The organism is Phytoactinopolyspora limicola (genome assembly GCF_011320225.1).
Lineage (GTDB): Bacteria > Actinomycetota > Actinomycetes > Jiangellales > Jiangellaceae > Phytoactinopolyspora > Phytoactinopolyspora limicola.
Window position 1 is genome coordinate 92,138 of record NZ_JAAOEN010000001.1, and the last position, 17,851, is coordinate 109,988.

General features: G+C 68.4%; 24 protein-coding genes and 1 pseudogene. 10 read left to right on the plus strand and 15 right to left on the minus strand.

Annotated elements, in window-relative coordinates; translation table 11 throughout:
- Positions 1-31 precede the first annotated feature (31 nt).
- The 6 genes from G8760_RS00560 to G8760_RS00585 form a co-directional block, all read right to left on the minus strand.
- The gene (locus G8760_RS00560; protein WP_166345172.1) at positions 32-589 is read right to left on the minus strand and encodes a hypothetical protein; all 558 of its coding nucleotides are present in this window, start codon (positions 587-589) and stop codon (positions 32-34) included.
- A 15-nt stretch (positions 590-604) separates the two neighbouring features.
- On the minus strand, positions 605-1,003 hold the full coding sequence (locus G8760_RS00565; protein ID WP_166345175.1) for a hypothetical protein: 399 nt from the start codon (positions 1,001-1,003) through the stop codon (positions 605-607).
- Positions 1,004-1,005: 2 nt separating this feature from the next.
- Positions 1,006-1,401: a hypothetical protein gene (locus G8760_RS00570; RefSeq protein WP_166345178.1), complete on the minus strand. Its 396-nt coding sequence runs from the start codon at positions 1,399-1,401 to the stop codon at positions 1,006-1,008.
- A gap of 64 nt (positions 1,402-1,465) precedes the next feature.
- Positions 1,466-1,930, minus strand: a complete 465-nt coding sequence (locus G8760_RS00575) for a hypothetical protein (RefSeq protein WP_166345181.1) — start codon at positions 1,928-1,930, stop codon at positions 1,466-1,468.
- A gap of 3 nt (positions 1,931-1,933) precedes the next feature.
- Entirely contained in the window at positions 1,934-2,245 is a 312-nt protein-coding gene (locus tag G8760_RS00580) for a hypothetical protein (protein ID WP_166345184.1), read from the minus strand.
- 94 nt (positions 2,246-2,339) lie between these two features.
- On the minus strand, positions 2,340-2,735 hold the full coding sequence (locus G8760_RS00585) for a hypothetical protein (RefSeq protein ID WP_166345187.1): 396 nt from the start codon (positions 2,733-2,735) through the stop codon (positions 2,340-2,342).
- Positions 2,736-2,873: 138 nt separating this feature from the next.
- Here G8760_RS00585 and G8760_RS00590 point away from each other — a divergent pair, with 138 nt between their 5' ends.
- Positions 2,874-3,203, plus strand: coding sequence for a hypothetical protein (locus G8760_RS00590; RefSeq protein WP_166345190.1), 330 nt, complete (start codon positions 2,874-2,876; stop codon positions 3,201-3,203).
- A gap of 9 nt (positions 3,204-3,212) precedes the next feature.
- On the opposite strand, the gene G8760_RS00595 is transcribed toward G8760_RS00590, so the two are convergent.
- The 3 genes from G8760_RS00595 to G8760_RS00605 form a co-directional block, all read right to left on the minus strand.
- Positions 3,213-3,545 carry a hypothetical protein gene (locus G8760_RS00595; RefSeq protein WP_166345193.1) on the minus strand — a complete coding sequence of 111 codons (333 nt, stop codon included), beginning with the start codon at positions 3,543-3,545 and terminating at the stop codon, positions 3,213-3,215.
- Between the two features lie 170 nt (positions 3,546-3,715).
- A complete protein-coding gene (locus G8760_RS00600) occupies positions 3,716-4,471 on the minus strand; it encodes a hypothetical protein (RefSeq protein ID WP_166345196.1) in 756 nt (251 codons plus the stop codon).
- Positions 4,472-4,620: 149 nt separating this feature from the next.
- Positions 4,621-4,803: a hypothetical protein gene (locus G8760_RS00605; RefSeq protein ID WP_166345199.1), complete on the minus strand. Its 183-nt coding sequence runs from the start codon at positions 4,801-4,803 to the stop codon at positions 4,621-4,623.
- A gap of 292 nt (positions 4,804-5,095) precedes the next feature.
- Between G8760_RS00605 and G8760_RS00610 the strand changes: the two genes are divergently transcribed.
- A complete protein-coding gene (locus G8760_RS00610) occupies positions 5,096-5,401 on the plus strand; it encodes a helix-turn-helix domain-containing protein (RefSeq protein ID WP_166345202.1) in 306 nt (101 codons plus the stop codon).
- Position 5,402: 1 nt separating this feature from the next.
- Here the strand turns inward: G8760_RS00610 and G8760_RS00615 are convergent, their stop codons facing one another.
- From G8760_RS00615 to G8760_RS00625, 3 genes are all read right to left on the minus strand, one after another.
- Positions 5,403-5,939 (minus strand): hypothetical protein, encoded by a 537-nt coding sequence (locus G8760_RS00615; protein WP_166345204.1) that lies wholly within the window; start codon positions 5,937-5,939, stop codon positions 5,403-5,405.
- Positions 5,936-6,181, minus strand: coding sequence for a hypothetical protein (locus tag G8760_RS00620; RefSeq protein ID WP_166345207.1), 246 nt, complete (start codon positions 6,179-6,181; stop codon positions 5,936-5,938). The genes G8760_RS00615 and G8760_RS00620 overlap by 4 nt, the downstream gene beginning before the upstream one ends.
- Positions 6,182-6,482: 301 nt before the next feature.
- Entirely contained in the window at positions 6,483-6,734 is a 252-nt protein-coding gene (locus G8760_RS00625) for a hypothetical protein (RefSeq protein WP_166345210.1), read from the minus strand.
- Between the two features lie 67 nt (positions 6,735-6,801).
- Here G8760_RS00625 and G8760_RS00630 point away from each other — a divergent pair.
- The 6 genes and pseudogenes from G8760_RS00630 to G8760_RS00655 all read left to right on the plus strand — a co-directional run.
- Positions 6,802-7,152: pseudogene (locus tag G8760_RS00630) on the plus strand (ATPase, T2SS/T4P/T4SS family); the annotation flags it as partial.
- Positions 7,149-8,045 (plus strand): type II secretion system F family protein, encoded by an 897-nt coding sequence (locus tag G8760_RS00635; RefSeq protein ID WP_166345216.1) that lies wholly within the window; start codon positions 7,149-7,151, stop codon positions 8,043-8,045. The pseudogene G8760_RS00630 and the gene G8760_RS00635, both read left to right, overlap by 4 nt.
- A 13-nt stretch (positions 8,046-8,058) precedes the next feature.
- Positions 8,059-8,856, plus strand: a complete 798-nt coding sequence (locus G8760_RS00640; protein WP_166345219.1) for a type II secretion system F family protein — start codon at positions 8,059-8,061, stop codon at positions 8,854-8,856.
- 50 nt (positions 8,857-8,906) lie between these two features.
- Positions 8,907-9,191: a DUF4244 domain-containing protein gene (locus G8760_RS00645; RefSeq protein ID WP_207781876.1), complete on the plus strand. Its 285-nt coding sequence runs from the start codon at positions 8,907-8,909 to the stop codon at positions 9,189-9,191.
- Between the two features lie 8 nt (positions 9,192-9,199).
- The gene (locus tag G8760_RS00650) at positions 9,200-9,601 is read left to right on the plus strand and encodes a TadE family type IV pilus minor pilin (RefSeq protein WP_207781877.1); all 402 of its coding nucleotides are present in this window, start codon (positions 9,200-9,202) and stop codon (positions 9,599-9,601) included.
- Positions 9,598-9,948: an Rv3654c family TadE-like protein gene (locus G8760_RS00655; RefSeq protein WP_166345222.1), complete on the plus strand. Its 351-nt coding sequence runs from the start codon at positions 9,598-9,600 to the stop codon at positions 9,946-9,948. The genes G8760_RS00650 and G8760_RS00655 overlap by 4 nt, the downstream gene beginning before the upstream one ends.
- A gap of 35 nt (positions 9,949-9,983) precedes the next feature.
- On the opposite strand, the gene G8760_RS00660 is transcribed toward G8760_RS00655, so the two are convergent.
- Positions 9,984-10,862, minus strand: a complete 879-nt coding sequence (locus tag G8760_RS00660) for an EamA family transporter (RefSeq protein WP_166345225.1) — start codon at positions 10,860-10,862, stop codon at positions 9,984-9,986.
- Positions 10,859-13,084, minus strand: a complete 2,226-nt coding sequence (locus G8760_RS00665) for a DEAD/DEAH box helicase (protein ID WP_166347725.1) — start codon at positions 13,082-13,084, stop codon at positions 10,859-10,861. The genes G8760_RS00660 and G8760_RS00665 overlap by 4 nt, the downstream gene beginning before the upstream one ends.
- 434 nt (positions 13,085-13,518) lie before the next feature.
- On the opposite strand from G8760_RS00665, the gene G8760_RS00670 reads away from it, so the two are divergent.
- Together G8760_RS00670 and G8760_RS00675 are read left to right on the plus strand one after the other, a co-directional pair.
- Complete coding sequence (locus G8760_RS00670; RefSeq protein ID WP_166345227.1) at positions 13,519-13,869, plus strand: STAS domain-containing protein; 351 nt, start codon at positions 13,519-13,521, stop codon at positions 13,867-13,869.
- 298 nt (positions 13,870-14,167) lie between these two features.
- Positions 14,168-16,468: a sodium-translocating pyrophosphatase gene (locus G8760_RS00675; RefSeq protein ID WP_166345229.1), complete on the plus strand. Its 2,301-nt coding sequence runs from the start codon at positions 14,168-14,170 to the stop codon at positions 16,466-16,468.
- Positions 16,469-16,545: 77 nt separating this feature from the next.
- Here the strand turns inward: G8760_RS00675 and G8760_RS00680 are convergent, their stop codons facing one another.
- Complete coding sequence (locus G8760_RS00680; protein WP_166345231.1) at positions 16,546-17,826, minus strand: aminotransferase-like domain-containing protein; 1,281 nt, start codon at positions 17,824-17,826, stop codon at positions 16,546-16,548.
- Positions 17,827-17,851 lie beyond the last annotated feature (25 nt).

Below are 17,851 nucleotides of genomic sequence, written 5' to 3' on the forward strand. Positions count from 1 at the left end.
GCCTCTCCCTGTTGATCAAGGGCTGTGGCGGTCAGTAGCTCGACCACTCGCCCACATCGAGCCGTTCACTCTGGATCCGACGCCACTCGTCGACCGCGGCGCGCTGCGCCGCGGTCAGCTCGATGTCGGCCAGTGTCGCCTCGGCCGGATCCGGGTCGGATCCGGCGGCGTCGTCGATGTACTGCGGGTAGTGGGTGGCCTCAATGGCGATGAGACCGCGAGCGTGGCCCCGCAGGGAGATGCCCCTACCGGTCTCCTCGTCGTAGTCCTGGACGTCCTCGGCCAGAACGCTCGGATCGACAAGGATCGCCTCGACCGCGCGCCGCAGCCGGCGCACGCACCATGCGCGGTCGTCGGCGGCGAGCAGAGCGGACGCCTGACGGTGGATCTGCTCGGCGACCTCCTCAGGGGTCTCGTCCTCCCCGACGGATCGGTCCAGGTCGCCGGCCATGTCGGGGAGAACGTCCCCACAGGCGCACTGGTGGTGATGCAGCGGTGCGGTGGAGATCGCGCCGTGCGTCTCGTGGCCGCGTCGGTTCGGCAGCTCGACGGCGACGTAGAGCTGGCCGCCTCGTTCATATGTGATCATGGCGAGTCCCGTCGCTCACGCCCCGGCCAGTTCTGGCCAGGGGTGTCGATCACCGATCTGTCGTTGCGTGTCAACGGCCGCGAGACTAAAGGCTTGCCCCCAGGGCTCTCCCCTGTCCTGCCATGTTTGCAGGTGGCAGAGAAAAATTTTCGCCCATCCATCAATTGCATCCGCCGGTAAATCGAGTCGGTTCCCTATTGCCTGGCCGTTGCGTCGCACGACGACATTTATGGGTATGCCATGTGCGACCAGGATGAGTCCCACCAGGCAGGATGGAGCTCCGCGATGAATATAAACGCATTCTATTCGACAATTCGGCGACCGATAAACGAAGTCTTCTTTACCTGCGATGACCTCTTCGGTCAGCGCAACTGCGCGCTCCAGAGAAAGCGTCGGGAGGGTGGTCGGGTGCATCGTTACTCCTCGTACGGCGTGACCGACACGATGTCGGTCGGTCGGATAAGAATGGGGGCGCCAATGGCGTTTGCATCGTGGTCAGGCGAGCCGGTCGGCTCACCCGCCAGCTCCACAAGGACGAGCGGGCCGTCGTCCATCTCCCGGTCTCGGAAGTACGCGGCCAGATCCGATACGGTCTCACAGGCGCTCACGCCTGGCCGGGGTCCGGCCACGTCGACGAGTCCGCAGGACGGGCAGTCGCCCATCCCGTCGACCCGATCGGTGTAAACGTCGGTACCGCACGACGGGCACGCGGCCATCATCGCGCCGTCGACCCATGGACTGGAGTGTCGCTCCGGGTCGAGCAGCTGGGACAGGTCGCGACTGGCGCTGTCTAGCCGGTAGAAGCTTCCCATGGTCCTCTCCCTATGATGTGGGGAGAGGACCGGCCAAATACGCCTTGGCCGGTCCTCACCTTCGTCAGGCCCGAACCACTCGGGCAGCGGTACGGGCGCCGCTGCCGGTCCAGTCGCCGACGACGGTCCACCCCTCGCCACTCAGTGCGTCGGCCGCGCCGCGTGCCCACTCGTCGGGGTCGTCGTTCGCGGGGATCCGGACCGCTCCGAGGCTCACCTCGGACGGGTCGGGCCACGCCGCTCCGAGGCTGCCGGGGATGACGTACGCGGCGGTGTGGCCGCTGTCGTCGATGTCCTCGACGTCGGTGACGACGACGAAGACGTCCTTGGCCTGCCGCTGCACGGCGGCCCAGAACCCGTCTTCGTCGACGGTTTGCACGAAGCCGCCGGCCTCCGCGTCGTACTCGTGGGTGGCGCGGAAGATCGCGTCGAGGTCGTATTCGTCGCGGTGGGCGGTGTCGGTGCCGCCGGCTTCGATGGCAGTGGCGATCGCCTCAATGGCGTCGAGGTTGGTGGTGTAGGTGGTCATGGCTCACTCCTCGCAGCATCCGTGGATGCACTCGATGGTGTCGCCGCCGACGGCCTCGGCGAAGGCGTTGCCCTCGGGGCTGCGGTGGGCGACGGGGGCGTGGTGGATGTCCATCGTGACGGTGGCGGTCTCGTAGAGTGCGCGGGCCAGGCCCTCGCCGCGGCGGTCTTCGCGGACCTCGATGTTCATGATCTCGTGGTTCTCGACGGAGACGTACAGCTCGGCGGCGATGCCGTCGGTGTCGGCGATTTCCCAGATGTGGTTCTCGGTGCCGTCGCCGTAGTAGTCGCCGGTCCGGGTGATGATGCTTTCCATGTCGCCCTCCCTTTGTCTTGATATCTCTATTCTACCACACTGGTAGCTAGAGTCAACAGAACGGTAGGTCCGTTATGAACCCGCAATGCAGTCCTCAGGCGAAGCTGCGCTCGTAGGCGGGGCCCGCTGCGCAGCGCGGGCAGCACAGCCCGAGGATGCCGGACGAGTCGCGGCACTCCTGGAGGTTGCGGCGCGGCTGGTCGCACTCGTCGCAGATCCCGCCCTTACCCTCGCGGCGGTTGTCCCGCTGGCGGGCCACGGGTGCGGCGGCACGGGGCGCCCGGCTCGGGCGCTCGATGTATCCGTAGACCATGTCAACGCCGTCAACCTTGAACGGGCGGCCGACGGTCTCGATGATCACCGTCTGCACCTGGCCGGATCGCTTGGTGACCCGCACCGAGGTGCGGGGCCTGACGATACTGGCCGGGCCGAAGGCGACCCATTCGCCGGACTTGGTCTTGCGGAATGTGGTCCGCGTTGTGGTGTTCATTTCGGCCCTCCCTTTGTCTTGATATCTCTATTCTACCAATGTGGTAGCTCAAGTCAACAGAACGGTAGGGTCGTTATCTTTCCGTTATTCATCTGCCGGGCCCAGTACCCGTCCGAACAAAAGTTCTATTCTGGCGCCATGGACCAGTACGCCCGGCCCGCCCAAGACATCCTCAACCGGACCCGGAAACCACCCCGCCACTGGGCTAGGCCAGAGCGCCCCCGCCGCCAGTGGATCCGCGTACGCTGCCGCATCAACTGGGCCCACGACGGCAACGAAATCCTGGACGGCGTCGCCAAGGACTGGACCGAGGCAGCCGTATGCGTCACCGTCGCCGACCTCCGAGCACACGGCGGCCGGGTCTGGCTAGAACCCCGCGACGTGGTCCGCCGCGACCAGGCCACCCCGCTATGGTGGCGCCGACGCGTCGACCTCGACCAGCAACGCCGAGGCCGACGGCCGGGCTGATCACTGCGCCTACAGCACCCGCGCAATCTGCTCGACCACGCGCCGCCACTCCGAGGCCGGCAGAGTCACCGACACACGATCAGCACCCCGACGCCGAGGCGACGGGCCATCACCGACCGGCAACAGATCCGGCCCGGTAACCGACAGGGCGAGCTGTGAGCGCACGGACAGCGAGCCCGCCGGCTCGTGCGCGAACCGAACCAAATGCAGCACCCGCAGCGGGTTCGGATGCTCGGGCTCCTCCCCACGCCACGTGTCCAACGTGGCCTGATGAAGCCGATGAGCGGGCACCTGCACGGTGCACCACTGGACGGGGCAGTCGGGGGGCCACGTGTTAGCCATCAGCCCTCACCACCTGATAAGAGCTGGGATACGGTCGTAGTCACGATTTCCTCCAGGTCGACTCTGGTTGGGGATCGAGGTCTCGGCCGGTGTTAGCCGCACCGACCGAGACCGCCTAAACGGGATCGGGGCGGGCACCCAGAAGTGCCCGCCCCTTTAGTGATTGACGTTTACGCGTCAACCGTGAAGTCGCCGCCGCACTCGCCGCACGTGATCGGCGCGACATTGAGCGTGGACCGGGCGACCCGGATGTTCCGCCCGCAGGAGCAGGTGGCCTTGATCAGGCCACCCGGCTTGCGGGTGGTGGGCCGCTTGACCCGGCCCGCATCGCCGCCGTCGACACCCCATCCGCCACCCGTCGGCGGGTTCGTGCCACCGAGACCGGTGATGCGCGCCCACTCGGGCAGGTCCATCGTCAACGCGATAGCCGCATCCAGGGCCTCGATGACGCCGGAGTAGGCTTCGCGGGTCTCGTCGGTGATGGTCACCGACGAGAACCCGAGGACCTTGTGCGGACGATCCGCGGCGTACTCCAGGCCGAGTTCTTCGGCCAGGCCACGGAACCGGTTGTTGTGGTACCGGTTCTGCCGGGATGTGTCCTTGATGCCGCGCACAGCAGCGAGTGCGTGCGTGGCCTCGTGGAGCAGGGTCTGGAGGGTCTTCTCCGCGCCCACACCGAGGGTCTCGCCGGACACGAACAGCTCCGGCTTGCGGTCACGCTCGACGGTGCCGTCCGGCGAGACGCGGAACCGCCCGTTCACCCAGAAGTCGTGGCCGTAGTGGCCCCAGACCAGCGACATGTTGCCGCGGCCGGATCCGGTGATGATGACGACGTCGGGGATTTCGGGGTGGTTAGCCTGAATGGCGTTCCAGACGTTTTCCAGCGCGGCGACGAGCTGGCTTCCCGTCTGGGTGTTGGTGGCCATTGGTAGCCTCCTTGTGCCTAGGAATGGGCGAGCCCGGAGCGGTTCGTGTAGGAGCGGTGCCGCTCCGGGCTCTTGTGTGGTCCTCCCCTCACGTGGAACAGTGGGGGAAGGACCCGGCCAAATACGCCTTGGCCGGGTCCTTTGATGCCCTAGAAGGGCACCGTCCCTCCGAGTTCGCGGATGCGCTGTGCCAGCCGCATTGCGATGTGGAGGTTGTTCAGCGCCTTGTCGCGCTGGCCACGGGTGTAGGCATCGAGTGCCGCCCACCGTGCGCGCTTGAAGCCGCTGATGAGTTCGTCGAGCGGGAGCTCGTCGAACCGGGTCTTGCCCATAGGAATCACCTCCCTTCTGGGGTCGACCAGTGGACCGGGCGGGTGCGACTCCGCTTGGCGATGGCTTCGCCGCCGGTCCTGGTGCTTCTCGCTATTCGGTAGGTACTGGGGGCGGCGGGAGGTGTCGTACCCTCTGGCTTTGCGTATCCCGTGTTCGGGGCGCTTGCCCTGTTCCCCTGTGTTGTTGTGCCTCTATTCTAACATCATTTGACGTTTGAATGTCAAGTGACTTTTGGAGGGTAGGGGGTGGCGTTACCGTCTTGTGACGTTCAAACGTCGTATGATGCCCGACATGGCAGTCAATGGCTTACTCACAAGCCAAGAAGTCGCCGATCAACTCGGCGTCAGCATGGTCACCGTTGCCCGCATGGCCCGCGACGGCACCCTCACTCCACGCGACAAAGTCCCCGGCGGCCGCGGCGCCTACCTGTTCGATCCCGCCGACGTACACAACGTGGCGCGCACCCGGCCATCAAGCCAACTCCGGGCACGCGCCAACGAACTCCGCGCCGCGGCCACCGCATGGGACGGCGACCCTGCATTCGCCGACTGGCTGCGCCAACGCGCCCACGCCATCGACGAGGGCACCGGCCGGTAGCTCAGGCGCTCTTCCTCGCCGGCCGGCCAACGCGCCGCTCCCACGTTTCAGCGAACCGTTCGATCGCCGAGCGCGCCCAGATCGAACCGGCCGCCAGCCGGTACACAGGAGCGGGGAAGTCGGGGTGCTCGTGGGCGAGCTGGTGCAGCCGCTGCCGCGAGACTTCGAGAATCTGTGCCGCCTCCGGCCCGGACACGAGGTCCGGCAGCAACGCCTGGTCCAGCTCGGCGTCGCGGACGTCCTCGCGGACGACCTCGATCCGCACGACAGGGTCAGTGGGCAGTCCGCGGTTGTTCGCGTGCCCGAGGACCGCCGCCACGGCGGCGTCGCGAGCAGCGGCCATGTCGTCGGCGTCGACGGTGACGATGGCCGACCAACCGCGCACGTCACCCTCCACGGAGGGGTAGAGTCCGGCGTCCTCAAGGTCGGTGATGAGTGCGTCGAGGCGGTCTGTGGTGTCGGGGTCGTCGATGGTGGGGTCGAGGGGGGAGTGACCGTCGAGGAGGACCTCGACGGTCACGCAGTAGGCGGTGCTCATTGGTGCCTCCGTCCGGGTGGCCATTCGCCGCCGGCGCGGCGGACTTGGGCTATGAAGTTGCGTAGGCCGCGCTGGTCGCCGGGGGTGCCCGCGATGGTGATGGGGGATTTGGTGATGTCGGCCGGGTACAGGCGGGGGTGCCCTTTTCCGCTTGCGTCGTATCGCCACCCGAAGGTGTCGACCTGGTGTTGCGCGACGATGCGGTATTCCTTGGGGATCTCCCTACCTGGCCGGCTTGTCATCATCTTGCCCCTTTCCCTTGACGTGTGTCAAGAATATAGTGAATCCGAGTCGCTGTCAAGAATTTAGTTGGCTGGTCAACGCGCCAAGGGGCGCCCCAACCGACCCGCGAGATACGACCCGCGACCAGTCAGAAGCGCCCCATGGAGGGTCTCCGGATTTCCTTGACGGTGGTGCGGCCGGGCCGCCGGAGACCCCCTCGCCTGAGAGAAGCGACCCGGCCGCGCTTGGGGCGGTACCCGCCGGCGTGAGTCCCGCGGGGGCATTCCGCGGGTCAGCGGGTACCGCCGTCCTAGGGGCCCGTTAGCGGGCGAGGGTGAACGTGCGCGGCGCGATCGTGACGGCGGGGCCGGTCTTGGCCTCGAAGGTCACGAACCGGCACTTCGAGCCTGCGGTGAGGCCACCGGGGGTGCCCCACACGGGTTCGCAGACGAGCTTGCGGGTGGGCTCGGGCGTGGTCGAGGCGGACGCCGTCGACGCGGCGCCGATGCCGGCGATCGCCAGCATAACGGCAGCGACCGAGGTGGTGATGAGGGTGCGCAGCTTGCGGGACATGGGGTCTCCTTAGGCGAGTCGCGCCGCTTTTTACCGACGCGATAATGATGGTGTTATTGAGACATAAAGCTCCTTGCTCGCGGCGCTGAACACCGGCCACGAAGGTGGCTGCGGTACGTTGCACGCCAACTCGGCCGACGACGTACCGATCCGCCTCGAGGCGCTCGGCATCGCCGCGGGGCTGCGCCGCGATGCCGTGCACGCCCAGGCCGCAGCCGCCCTCGACGCCGTCGTCCACCTCACCCGCGACACCACCGGGCTGCGGAGACTGGCCAGCATCGACGTGCTCACGCGGACAACGTCCGGGTGGCTCGGAGCCCATCCCGCCTTCACCGTGCAGTCGGATGGTTCGGTTGTCCCCGGTGCCGGGCGGTCCGCCATGGCCGAGATGCTGGCGGCCCGGGGGTGCCCGCCATGAGCGGCGTGACCGCTCTGCCGGGCACGACGGACATGTCCAGCGTTCTGGTCGTGGCTTTGGCGGGCTGCGCCGCGGCACTACTCGTCGGCCCCTGGCCATACCCCGCCCGATCCCGTCTCGGCGGGCTATGGCCATCGGCGCTGCGCAGCCGATCCAACGCCGCACGTCCGGCGGTGCTCCTCAGCCAGATCTTCTCGAGGTCTCGGACGTTCCAGCTGGTGGCCGGCGCAGGGCTTGGGGCCGCCGTGGGGGCGGTAACAGCCGCACCAGGTGGTGTTCTCCTCGGCGGTCTAGGGGTGCCCGCCGGTGTGCTGATCTGGGACCGCAGGCGACGACAACGCTTGATCCGGCAACGAACCGCGGCGGTCGCCGACTCCTGCCTGGCGTTGGCCGCCGAGCTCCGCGCCGGGCTACTGCCGGACCAGGCGATGGCGGTGGTCGCCCAGGAGTGGCCCAGCTTGTACGGCCCGGTGCTTGGCCGGGCCAGCGTCGGCGGCGATCCGGCCACTGCGCTCCGCGAGGTCGCGATCCAACCCGGCGCGGAGCCATTAGCCGCGGTGGCGGCCGCCTGGGAGGTGTCCCACACTACTGGCGCCTCGTTGTCCAGCACGCTGCTCGCGGTGACCGATGCCGTACGCGCCGACGAGACCATTCGCCTCGAAGCCAGCTCACACCTCGCCTCCGTCCGGACCACCGCCCGGTTGCTGGCGGTACTACCCGTCGGCACGTTGGTCCTCTTCTCCGGCGGCAGCGAGCCGAGTCCGGCCGGCTTTCTCCTCGGTCATCCCTACGGGCTGGTTTGTCTGGTGGCCGCGGTGGCGTTCATCACCGCCGGTCTGGGCTGGGTCGAATACACCGCACGACGCGCCGTCCGCACCGCGTGGTCTACCTGACGGTGGCTGCCACGTGCTGACGCTCGCCGTCGCCACCACCGTGGCCATCGCCGTCCTCATCGGTACTGGGCCGGGGCCAGCACCCAGCCGGCTGGCCCGGCTCGGTCCTCTCGGCGCGACGAGGCGCTCGACCCGCCACACAGCCCTGGCCACCCACCTGGTTGGCCAGGCTGGCGAGACGGACGAGAACAGCCGGGCTCACAACGGCGGTCTCGCATCACCGCGCGCCCGGGCGGCCGCGGCGGCACTCGCGGCCGCAGGGACGGCCGCGATCGTTGGCGGCACTACCGGTGTGATCATGGCCCTCGCCGCCGGTGCGGGTACCTGGGTGGTTCTCGGCCGTCTGGAGCCGGGCGCCGAAACCCACCGGCGGGAACGGTACGCGGCGGCTCTGCCGGCGACCATCGATCTGCTCGTCGCCGCCCTCGCCGCCGGCTGCCCCACCGTCGACGCCGTGATTCACGTGGGCCGCGCGATCGACGGCCCGCTCGGAAGCACATTGGTGCGCGCCGCCACGGCAGCGCAGCTCACGGTGGAACCGACGCGGGCATGGTCCGAACTCGTCGACGATCCTGTCCTCCACCCGCTCGGACGCGCGCTCACCTCCGCCACGGTTCGGGGGACTTCCCCCGCCACCGCCCTTCAGCGCGCCGCCGACGATGCCCGGTCGGGCGCCCGCTGGGCCGCGCAGAGTCATGCCCGGGCCGTCGGTGCCCGGGCCGCTGCCCCATTGGGCCTGTGCTTCCTGCCGGCCTTCGTCCTGCTCGGCATCGTTCCGGTGATCGCCACCTCGGGGCTGTCCCTCCCGTGAGTTGTCCACAGCCAGATCACCTCCGAACGGTGGTTGTCCACAATCCAGAAATGGGGTCTGTGCTGCACATTCACGAGCAACGACGCTGGACTCAGCACCGCGACGAGCGGGCTCCGCACCGGCCGGTCAGCCGGAGTCAGGAGGCATTCATGTCCACCGTCATCAGCCGGCTCTCCCGCCGCCGCGAGGCCGGTATGTCCACCGCCGAGTATGCCGTCGGCACCGTAGCGGCCTGCGGGTTCGGCGGCGTGCTCTACAAGCTGCTCACCAGCGAACCGATACAGAACACCCTCAAGGACGTCATCTCTCGGGCGTTCTCGTTGTTCGGCGGATGATCGTCGCCATGATGCGCCGGCGGCCTTCGGGCCGCCGGCGCGGCCGACCCGGTGGTCGGCGCCGCCCGGTAGATCGGGGCATGGTGACCGCCGAGTTGGCCGCCGCCCTGCCCACCTTGGTGGTGGTGCTGGTGCTGTCCGTGTGGGGTATCGCCTACGCGTCGGCGCAGCTGCGCTGTATCGATGCCGCTCGAGAGGCAGCCCGCGCGGGTGCCCGCGGTGAAGACCTCACCACCGTCGTCGAGATCGCCCAGGCTGTCGCACCCGACGGGGCGACGGTCGACATCACTGAGGAGAACGGCATGGTCATGATCGAGGTGTCCGTCACCGTCGGGGCTCCGCCTCCACTCGGCTCGGCGGTCGCACCCACCGCCCGCGGCCGGGCGGTCGCGCTGTCGGAACGCCCGTGAGCGGCGGCCGTGGCCAGCGGGGTGCCGGATCGGTGCTCGTGCTGCTGGTGGTCGGAGTGGTCATCGTCGTGCTGGCCGCGGTAGCGGTGATGGCGTCGGGTATCGCGGCCCGGCGCCAAGCCGCGCTCGCCGCGGATCTCGCCGCTCTCGCCGGCGCGCAGCGTGTACCGGACGAGGCTGCCGCGTGTGCCACGGCCGAAGCGGTGGCTCGCGCCAACGACGCGGTAGTCCAAGACTGCGTGATCGACGGTGCCGAGATCGAGGTCCTCGTCCGGGTCGTGGTCAGCGGGCCTGGCGCCGGCTGGATCCCGGCGCAGGAACGTCGGGCCCGGGCCGGACCCGGGTGATCGCAGGAAATGCGGCAACCCTCACCCGGGAGGGCTCACGCCTCGGGGGCCTCCGGCGGATTCCGGCTGGCCTTCGTGGCGCCGATGCACGCCAACACCACACAACCGATCGCCGCCCATTCCCGCACCGCCAAGATCTCGCTGAGCAGAACCAGTCCCACCAGTGCGGCAACCACCGGCTCCAGGCTCATGAGGATCCCGAAAACCTTGGCCGGCATCCGCCGCAGTGCCTCCAGTTCCAACGCATAGGGAACGGCGGATGACAACAGCCCGACCGCCACGGCCACTGCGACCAGACTCGGCTGCCACATCGAAGCGCCACCTTCACCGAGGCCAATCGGTGCTACCGCCAGCATGCCGACGGCGCTGGCCACGGCCAGCCCCGACGCCCCTTCGAACCGCCGGCCGGTCTCCACGCTGAGCAGGATGTACGCCGCCCAGCCGGCTCCCGCGACCAGCGCATACACCACCCCCACGGGATCGAGTGAGTCGGCGCTGCCGCGGGTAAGGAGCAGCACTCCGAGAGCCGCCATGACCACCCACACCAGATCCATCCGGCGTCGCGAGAAGGCCACCGCGACGCCCAATGGGCCCAAGAACTCGATGGTCACCGCGATTCCCAGTGGAATCCGGGAGAACGACTGGTAGATCGAGAAGTTCATGACCGCCAGCGACAACCCGAAAGCCACCAGCACCATGACCCCACTGCGGTCCAGCCGCGGACGCATCATCCGGATGACGCGGCGGGTCAGGAAGGCCAGGATCACCGCCGAGGTGAGGAGCCGCATGAACACCACCGCACTCGGCGGCATACTCTCGAACAGGCCCTTCGCGATACCCGCGCCGATCTGGACCGAAACGATCCCGCCCAGCACCAGTCCGGGCGCCGGAACCGAACGCCACAACACGTTCATGTCAGCAGGGCCTCCAGTAGCCGCAGCGCCCCTGGTTTGTCCAGCGGCTCATTGCCGTTGCCGCATTTAGGGGACTGCACACATGATGGGCAGCCATGCTCACACGGGCAGTCGGCGACCGTCTGCCGGGTCGCGCCCAGCCAGGACGACGCTGCGTGATATCCGCGCTCGGCGAAACCAGCGCCGCCCGGATGTCCGTCGTGAACGAACACGGTGAGCAGGCCGGTGTCGATGTGCCGCACGGTGGACAGTCCGCCGACATCCCAGCGGTCGCAGCTCGCCATCAGCGGAAGCATGCCGATCGAGGCATGTTCGGCGGCGTGTGCGGCACCGGCGGCATCGGCCTCGGGCACACCGGCCGCGGCCACGGCCTCGTCCGGCAAGGTCCACCACACCGATCTGGTCCGCAGTTCCCGGGCCGGCAAGTCCAGCGGCTCACTGCCGACGATCTCCCCGGTGCCCAACAAACGTTTGGTGTATCCGACAACCTGGCTGGCGACCTCGACGTCGCCGAGCACCAGGCGGGCCGGGCCCGATCTGCGCGCGGCGACCTCGCCGAGAATCCGCAGATCACTGACCTCCTGGGCGGACGTCGTGTAGTCGGGGGTGCCGCGTTCCACCAAAGCGACGCCGTCGACGAGATCCAACGACCGAACGACATAGGTCTCGCCCTGGTGGACGTACACGGCGCCAGGGTGCGCCGTGAAGTGTGCGCGCACGGAGTCGACGGTGCCGAGGACCCGGCCCGTCGCGGGCTCCACCAACGTGACCAGCCCGCCGGAGCCGCGCAGGTCGGCCAGGTCGGCGGCGCGATCCCGCTTGGTCCAGTGCCATCGAGGCTGGCGTTCGCCGCGCCGCCGGAGTTGGCCGCCAGCCTCCAACTGGGCCAGCACATCGGGTGCGGCCGGCCCGAAGATGTCGATGTCAGCGGCGACGAGAGACTTCTCCGCGGCGGCCGCGCACAGGTGCGGGGCCAGCACATACGGGTTGTTCGGATCGAGCACGGTGGCCTCGACGGGGCGATCGAAGACCACGTGTGGATGGTGCACCACGTACGAGTCCAACGGGTCGTCACTAGCGATCAACACCGCCAGTGAGTCCTGTCCGGCCCGGCCCGCCCGCCCGGCCTGCTGCCACAACGACGCCAGCGTCCCCGGCCAGCCCGCGATCAACACGGCGTCGAGTCCACTGATGTCGACACCGAGCTCAAGTGCGGTGGTCGCCGCGACGCCACGGAGTTCGCCGCTCTGCATACTCGCTTCGAGGGCCCGCCTCTCGTGGGCCAGGTAGCCGGCCCGGTACGACGCCACCCGGGTGGCCAGATCCGGATCGACGGACCGTAGCGCCGCCCGAGCAAGACCGGCCACCGTCTCCGCGGCCCGGCGCGACCGGACGAAGGCAACCGTCCGGGCGTCGGCGATGACGAGGTCCGCGAGCAGGTCTGCGGTCTCGGCCAGCACACTGCGCCGTTCCTGCTCTTCCCGGCCCAGCTGCCAGGGCGGTTCCCACAGCGCGAACGACGTGGCTCCACGCGGCGAGGCATCGTCGGTTATCGCCTCGGCCGGAACGCCGGTCAGCCGCTCCGCGGTACCAGCGGGGTCCGCGGAGGTGGCCGAAGCCAACACGAACGTCGGCGTGGCACCGTAGCCTGCACACACCCGGCGCAACCGGCGCAGAACGTGGGCCACGTGGGAGCCGAACACCCCTCGATACTCGTGGCACTCATCGACGACCACGAACCGCAGGGCCCGCAGAAATCCGGCCCAGCGATGATGGCTGGGTAGCAAAGACCGGTGCAGCATGTCCGGGTTGGTCAGGATGTACGTCGCGTGGGCCCTCGCCATGGTGCGCAGCTCAGTTGGTGTGTCGCCGTCGTAGGTGGTGGCGACGGCGTCCGGCACACCCAGCTCGTCCAATCCGCGTAGCTGGTCGGCGGCCAAAGCCTTGGTCGGCGAGATGTACAGCGTGGTGCCGCCCTGCCGGCGTCCGCCGCGGGCCGCCGTCAACGCCGGCAACAGGTAGGCGAGGGACTTTCCGGACGCCGTGCCGGTAGCGATGGCCACCGACCGGCCGGCCCAGGCGAGTTCCGCCGCGGCCACCTGGTGCGCCCACGGACGCTCGATGCCGGCCGCCTCATACCGTGCCTGAACTATCGGGTCGACCCAGCTGGGCCAAGCAACTGTGCGGGGCGGCCGGGCCGGGATGTCTTCTAGGTGCGTCATCCGGGAGCGCCGGCGCCCACCGGCGAGCAGGATATCGAGCAGGTCGTTCGGACGGGACACCCCGAAAGTCTGTCATCCGTGGTTCAATGCGTAAGAGCCTGTTCCTCAACTCTGGGCGGATCAGCGAGTGGGCCTGCCGCGCCTCGTTCCGGCCTGGCGGAGGAAGGAATCGCACCAGGGTTGGTACGACGCCTGACGCCGGAGCGTCCGCGCCGGGGCCGATCCGCCCGACCCGGCCGGGGTTCGGGAGCAGGCTCCACGAGGTCGCACGGAACGGGCCAGGTCCCAGCCCGGCGCGGGCCTTTGAATACGGCGGAACCAGCGGACCGCTGTGATCGTCCAAGCAGTCACGCTCATCCGTTTCGAAAGATGACGTCACCGGAGAACCGTCCGCGTCCCGCGGACCACTCCGCTGACCGATATGGAGGCTCTTCGTGGACCTGTCGCTGTCGGCTCGTGTCGAGCAAGGCCCCTGGGGTGATCGCAGTGTGGTGGAAGTCGCCGGCGAGATCGACGTCTACACCGCACCCAAGCTGCGTGAGCAACTGGTGGAAATCGTCGACGCCGGTCAGTACCACATCGTGGTCGACATGCATGGCGTCGAGTTCCTCGACTCCACGGGTTTGGGAGTCCTGGTCGGCGGGCTGAAACGCGTCCGCCAGCATGATGGCTCGCTTCGCCTCGCCCGAGTCCAGGAACGCATTCTCAAGATCTTCCGGATCACCGGGTTAACCAAGGTTTTCCCCATCCATGACACCGTCGAGGACGCCGTCGGCGCCCAATAACCCGACGAGCTGCCCACACACCGGCAGCCGCACCGGCACACGGCGGCACCACACTTCGTCACGGACTCTCCTGACGCCCTCCCGATCGCGCTGCCCAAACCCCGGTGTGGCCCGTCGGTCACACCCCGATGTGAAACTTCGCCGGTCGGGCATCTAGACTCCCGGACCAGTCGGGCCGGGAGTCTGAGAGGGGATCCGGCCCCGTCGAAGCAGTCCACGATCTCGGCGCGGCCGTCCCCGACCGGGCCGGGGTCTCCCGATCACCGCCTTCGCCCGAGGGCTACGTCAAGGAGGACGAATGACCGGGCCTTTACCCGCTGCGGACGGCCTCACCGTCTCGCTGTCCGGCGAAAACCTGTCTTACGTCATCATCGTCGCGCTCATCGCGCTAGCGGCGTTGGTGATGGCAGCGTTGTTCCGCCGAGAGGTGCTCGCCGCAGGCGAAGGCACCGAGAACATGCAAAAGATCGCTCAGGCCGTGCAGGAAGGCGCCTCAGCGTATCTGAACCGGCAGTTCAGGACTCTGGCCATCTTCGCCATCCTGGTCTTCGGGCTGCTGTTCCTACTGCCCGGCGACACTAGCGTCCGGATCGGGCGATCGCTCTTCTTCCTGGTCGGAGCGGGATTCTCAGCGGCGGTCGGATATCTGGGCATGTGGCTGGCTACCCGTGCCAACGTCCGGGTGGCCGCGGCGGCCCGGGAGAACAACCGCGAGCCAGCCATGCGGCTGGCATTCCGCACCGGCGGCGTGGTCGGTATGGCCACCGTCGGCCTGGGCCTGTTCGGTGCGGCCCTCGTCGTTCTCCTCTACCGGGGTGATGCGCCCTCAGTCCTCGAAGGCTTCGGGTTCGGCGCCGCCTTGCTCGCCATGTTCATGCGGGTCGGCGGCGGCATCTTCACCAAGGCCGCCGATGTCGGGGCGGACTTGGTGGGCAAGGTGGAGCAGGGCATCCCGGAGGACGATCCCCGCAACGCCGCGACCATCGCGGACAACGTCGGCGACAACGTCGGCGACTGCGCCGGCATGGCCGCCGACCTCTTCGAGTCTTACGCCGTGGTTCTCGTCGCGGCGCTGATCCTCGGCTCGGCCGCATTCGGTGCCGAAGGGCTCGTCTTCCCGCTGATCGTGCCGGCTATCGGCGCGCTCACCGCTGTGCTCGGTATCTTCCTCACCCGCGCTCGCCCCGGTGAGAGCGGCCTGAAGAGCATCAACCGCGCGTTCTATATATCCGCGTTGATCGGTGTGATCCTCTCGGCTATCGCTGCGTATGCGTATTTGCCCAGCACGTTCCAGCAGCTCGACGGTGGCATCGGCGACCACGACGGTGATCCGCGACTGCTGGCCAGCTTGGCAGTGCTGATCGGGATCGTGCTGGCCGGGCTCATCCTCTGGCTTACCGGGTACTTCACCGGCACCGACAAGAAGCCGACCCAGGACGTCGCCCGGACGTCGCTGACCGGCCCGGCCACGGTCATCCTCTCGGGCTTCGCGCTCGGTATCGAGTCGGCCGTGTACACCGCCCTCGTCGTCGCGGCCGCGGTCTACGGCACGTTCCTGCTGGGCGGCGGGTCGCTGCTGCTGTCGCTGTTCCTGATCGCGCTGGCCGGCTGCGGCCTGCTGACCACGGTCGGCGTCATCGTCGCCATGGACACGTTCGGCCCGGTCGCCGACAACGCCCAGGGCATCGCGGAGATGTCCGGCGACGTCGAAGGTGAGGGCGCGCAGCTGCTGACCGAACTCGACGCAGTGGGCAACACCACGAAGGCCGTCACCAAGGGGATCGCGATCGCCACGGCGGTCTTGGCCGCCACCGCGTTGTTCGGCTCCTACATGGACGTCATCAACCGGGAGCTGAGCAGCATCGGCGCGTCGTTGGCCGATCACGACTCGTTCATCCTGCAGATCATCTCGCCGAACGTCCTGGTTGGTGTCCTCATCGGCGCCTGCGTGGTGTTCCTGTTCGCCGGTCTGGCCATCAACGCCGTCGGTCGGGCAGCTGGTGCGGTGGTCTTCGAGGTCCGTCGCCAGTTCCGCGACGACCCCGGCATCATGGCTGGCACCACCCGGCCCGAGTACGGCCGCGTGGTCGACATCGTCACCAAGGACTCCCTGCGAGAACTGGCCACACCTGGGCTCCTAGCGGTGCTGGCACCCATCTCGGTGGGCTTCGGCCTCGGTATCGGTGCGCTGGCCGGCTACCTCGGCGGTGCGATCGCCACCGGCATGCTGATGGCCGTCATGCTCGCCAACTCCGGTGGCGCTTGGGACAACTCCAAGAAGCTGGTGGAGGACGGTTACCACGGCGGCAAGGGCTCCCCGGCCCACGACGCCACGGTGATCGGCGACACCGTCGGTGACCCGTTCAAGGACACCGCAGGACCGGCTATCAACCCGCTGCTCAAGGTGATGAACCTGGTGTCGGTTCTGATCGCGCCGGCGGTGGTCGGCATGACGGTTGGTGCCAACGCCAACGATGGCCTCCGGTACACCATCGCGATCGTGGCCGCACTGATCATCGTCGCCGCGGTGTGGATCTCGAAGCGCCGTTCGACCGTCATCTCCGACGAGCAGCCGGCACGGGAGAACGTCGCCGCCTAACCCGGCACCACCGCACCACCAGCACGTCGAGCACCATCCCGTTGACCGCCCGGGGCCAGCATCATCGGCCCGGGCGGTCAACGCGTATAAGAAGCCACCGACACCACCACGCCGGGAAACCGCTCGTCCACCACCTCGACGGCTGGCACCCCCACCCGGGTCATCTCGGCGATCAGCACCCGCGGCGCGTGGGTCCGGACGAAGGCGTGTACACCTCCGGGTGTCCCGCGAAGCTCTCCCAGGTCGCCTAGGTGTGCGGCAAGGCGGTCCCACCGCCGCTGGTAAATCCCTCGGGCCCGCCTGATGTGCCGATCGAGCGCACCCGATGAGATCAGCTCGGCGGCAGTGAGTTGGACGAAGACCGACACCCCCAAGTCGGTCCGCTCCCGCAGCTGTCGCAAGCGCACGGCGACGGCGTGTGGCGCGACGATCCATCCCAGACGGAGCCCAGGTGCCAGAACCTTGGACAGCGACCCCATGAGCACCACCGTCTCCGGAGCCAACGCCTGTATGGCCCCCGGGGTCGCGGGTGCGGCCAGATGGGAATCCCAGTCGTCTTCGACGAGCCAGCGACCGGCCTCGGTGCATGCATCCACGAGTGCACGGCGCCGCCCGGCGGGCATGAGCAGGCCGGTTGGGTACTGGCGCGTCGGGGTGACGAGTACAGCGCCCACCCCCGGGGGGATGTCCTCCGGGACGAGCCCACTCTCGTCGATGGGCACCCGCCGTACGTCGACGAGTTCCTCCATCATCTGTGTCGATCCGGGTGACCCCGGCTTCTCCACGGCCCACTGCGCCGCACCGAGCACCTGCGCCAACAGAGCCATCGCGTGGGCGACACCACCGGTGACGTGAACGCTGTCCGGTGCGACCGACACCCCCCGCGTACGCCGTAACCAGTCCGCAAGGACCAACCGCAGGCGTGGATGTCCCGCGGGATCGGGATAACCGAGGTCGGTCCCGGCCAGCTGCGACATCGCCATCCGGCTCGCGGCCGACCAAGCCCGATGGGGAAACAGTGCCGGGTCGGGCACACTCGGTGAGCGTGGTGGTGCTGCCGACGTCGGCCGCTCCGGCACCCTGGGCCCGGAACCGACAACACCGGTGACGATTGGGCGGCGACGCGGCGCCAACCGCACGAATCCTTCGGCAGCCAGCTGTGCGTAGACCGCGTCGGTGGTCCCCCGCGAGACCCCCAGGGCGCCGGCCAGATCGCGCGCGCCCGGGAGAGTGTCGCCGGCTCCGAGTTTGCCACCATGGATCGCTGCGATCAGCTGAGCTCGTAACCACTCGCCCTTACCCGCGGCGGGGGCGTCGCCGCAGATCGTCGCCAGCCGGATCGCGGAATCGGACTGCACTGGCCCAGTAAAACATGTATGGACT

Excerpts from the sequence above, each read along its gene's own strand:
- G8760_RS00560 (WP_166345172.1), bottom strand. The coding sequence starts at position 589 with ATGATCACATATGAACGAGGCGGCCAGCTCTACGTCGCCGTCGAGCTG.
- G8760_RS00565 (WP_166345175.1), bottom strand. The coding sequence starts at position 1,003 with ATGCACCCGACCACCCTCCCGACGCTTTCTCTGGAGCGCGCAGTTGCG.
- G8760_RS00570 (WP_166345178.1), bottom strand. The coding sequence starts at position 1,401 with ATGGGAAGCTTCTACCGGCTAGACAGCGCCAGTCGCGACCTGTCCCAG.
- G8760_RS00575 (WP_166345181.1), bottom strand. The coding sequence starts at position 1,930 with ATGACCACCTACACCACCAACCTCGACGCCATTGAGGCGATCGCCACT.
- G8760_RS00580 (WP_166345184.1), bottom strand. The coding sequence starts at position 2,245 with ATGGAAAGCATCATCACCCGGACCGGCGACTACTACGGCGACGGCACC.
- G8760_RS00585 (WP_166345187.1), bottom strand. The coding sequence starts at position 2,735 with ATGAACACCACAACGCGGACCACATTCCGCAAGACCAAGTCCGGCGAA.
- G8760_RS00590 (WP_166345190.1), top strand. The coding sequence starts at position 2,874 with ATGGACCAGTACGCCCGGCCCGCCCAAGACATCCTCAACCGGACCCGG.
- G8760_RS00595 (WP_166345193.1), bottom strand. The coding sequence starts at position 3,545 with ATGGCTAACACGTGGCCCCCCGACTGCCCCGTCCAGTGGTGCACCGTG.
- G8760_RS00600 (WP_166345196.1), bottom strand. The coding sequence starts at position 4,471 with ATGGCCACCAACACCCAGACGGGAAGCCAGCTCGTCGCCGCGCTGGAA.
- G8760_RS00605 (WP_166345199.1), bottom strand. The coding sequence starts at position 4,803 with ATGGGCAAGACCCGGTTCGACGAGCTCCCGCTCGACGAACTCATCAGC.
- G8760_RS00610 (WP_166345202.1), top strand. The coding sequence starts at position 5,096 with ATGGCAGTCAATGGCTTACTCACAAGCCAAGAAGTCGCCGATCAACTC.
- G8760_RS00615 (WP_166345204.1), bottom strand. The coding sequence starts at position 5,939 with ATGAGCACCGCCTACTGCGTGACCGTCGAGGTCCTCCTCGACGGTCAC.
- G8760_RS00620 (WP_166345207.1), bottom strand. The coding sequence starts at position 6,181 with ATGACAAGCCGGCCAGGTAGGGAGATCCCCAAGGAATACCGCATCGTC.
- G8760_RS00625 (WP_166345210.1), bottom strand. The coding sequence starts at position 6,734 with ATGTCCCGCAAGCTGCGCACCCTCATCACCACCTCGGTCGCTGCCGTT.
- G8760_RS00635 (WP_166345216.1), top strand. The coding sequence starts at position 7,149 with ATGAGCGGCGTGACCGCTCTGCCGGGCACGACGGACATGTCCAGCGTT.
- G8760_RS00645 (WP_207781876.1), top strand. The coding sequence starts at position 8,907 with ATGGGGTCTGTGCTGCACATTCACGAGCAACGACGCTGGACTCAGCAC.
- G8760_RS00650 (WP_207781877.1), top strand. The coding sequence starts at position 9,200 with ATGATGCGCCGGCGGCCTTCGGGCCGCCGGCGCGGCCGACCCGGTGGT.
- G8760_RS00660 (WP_166345225.1), bottom strand. The coding sequence starts at position 10,862 with ATGAACGTGTTGTGGCGTTCGGTTCCGGCGCCCGGACTGGTGCTGGGC.
- G8760_RS00665 (WP_166347725.1), bottom strand. The coding sequence starts at position 13,084 with ATGACGCACCTAGAAGACATCCCGGCCCGGCCGCCCCGCACAGTTGCT.
- G8760_RS00675 (WP_166345229.1), top strand. The coding sequence starts at position 14,168 with ATGACCGGGCCTTTACCCGCTGCGGACGGCCTCACCGTCTCGCTGTCC.